This window comes from Streptomyces sp. 3330, from assembly GCF_031456635.1.
Taxonomy (GTDB): domain Bacteria; phylum Actinomycetota; class Actinomycetes; order Streptomycetales; family Streptomycetaceae; genus Streptomyces.
Genome location: NZ_JAVDVA010000074.1, coordinates 1 through 1,208 on the forward strand (window position 1 = coordinate 1; position 1,208 = coordinate 1,208).

Annotated in this window: 2 protein-coding genes; both read right to left on the reverse strand. The window is 66.8% G+C overall.

The genetic code is table 11. The annotated features are described in order from the left end of the window. Positions 1 to 560 (reverse strand): anti-sigma factor (locus tag J2X68_RS40205; protein WP_310437547.1); only part of this gene is annotated, 560 nt, incomplete at its 3' end. After that, a complete protein-coding gene (locus tag J2X68_RS40210) occupies positions 557 to 1,117 on the reverse strand; it encodes a sigma-70 family RNA polymerase sigma factor (RefSeq protein ID WP_310437548.1) in 561 nt (186 codons plus the stop codon). The genes J2X68_RS40205 and J2X68_RS40210, both read right to left, overlap by 4 nt. Positions 1,118 to 1,208 lie beyond the last annotated feature (91 nt).

Sequence of the window (1,208 nt, forward strand, 5' to 3'; positions counted from 1 at the left end):
ATCTCGCGCTCGCCTGATGTCGACAGGACGATCAGCCGGCACTTCTCGCCGGGCTGGAGTCCGGCGACGGTTGCGTCGACACGGACCCATCCCGCGGCCGGTGTCAGGGTCGCCTTCATCGTCGCCCGCGTCGCCGGGTCCATCGCGGAACCTGTCCATGTCCCGTCGCCGGGGTCTTCGGCGGACCGGGATGCGAGGGTGTCGGGGGAGGTGTGTGTCTGGCCTGCGAGATATCCGCCGCTGAGCAGTACGCCGGCGAGAGCCGCGGCGACGAGGCCGGTCACGACAGTCCTACGGCGCTGGATGACCGTGTGTTCCTGACGTGCCTGCCGCAGGGTGCGCTGGAGCAGCAGATCGCCGTCCTCGGGCGGGCCGTCCAGGAAGAACTCAGGTGGCACCTCCCCGAGTTCGGCCTCGAGTGCCCTCAGATCGGCCAGCTCCACTTGGCATACCTCGCACGCCTCGATCTGTTCCTCAAGCCTGGCTCGCTCGTCGGCGTCGAGCAGGCCCAGCGCGTGGGCGCCGAGCAGTACGTCATGGGAGTGCTCCTGCGTGGTCACACTGCCACCTTCCGAAGCTGAACGTCGCTGCCGGGCTTGGCCACATACACCTTGCGCAGGGCTTTCAGAGCATGATGAGCCCGGGACTTGACGGTACCCTCCGGGATACCGAGCCGTACCGCGGCCTCGGCGGCACTGCGCCCGTGATAGTAGACCTCCATCAAAACGTTCCGCTGGTCGGGCTTGAGCTGGGCGAGAGCCTCCATCAAGACGATCGACTCGACGACGTTGTCCGAGTGGTCCTGCTGCACCGGGACCGTGGTCTCGCTCTCTGCCACCTCCGTCGGACGGGCGGCCCTGGCACGGTAGCGGTCCGCGACGAGGTTGCGGGTCACCGTGATCAGCCACCCCCGCAACGACCCCTGCGGGTTGGACACGACCTCCGGGTGACGCCAGGCACGGATCAGGGTCTCCTGGACCACGTCCTCCGCTATCAGCCGATCACCTGTCAGACGAGTCGCGTACGCCAGCAGTGCCCGGCCATGCTCCGCATACAGAGCCCTGATGACCGCTTCGTGACTTGTGGCTTTTGTGGCACGCGGCCGCAGGATCGCCATTCACTGTCTCCCCATGTGTCCCCGCTGGTTCGACAGACACATCGAGCAACACACCCCCCAGGTTCACCCACCCCCCGTGACATGCATCACT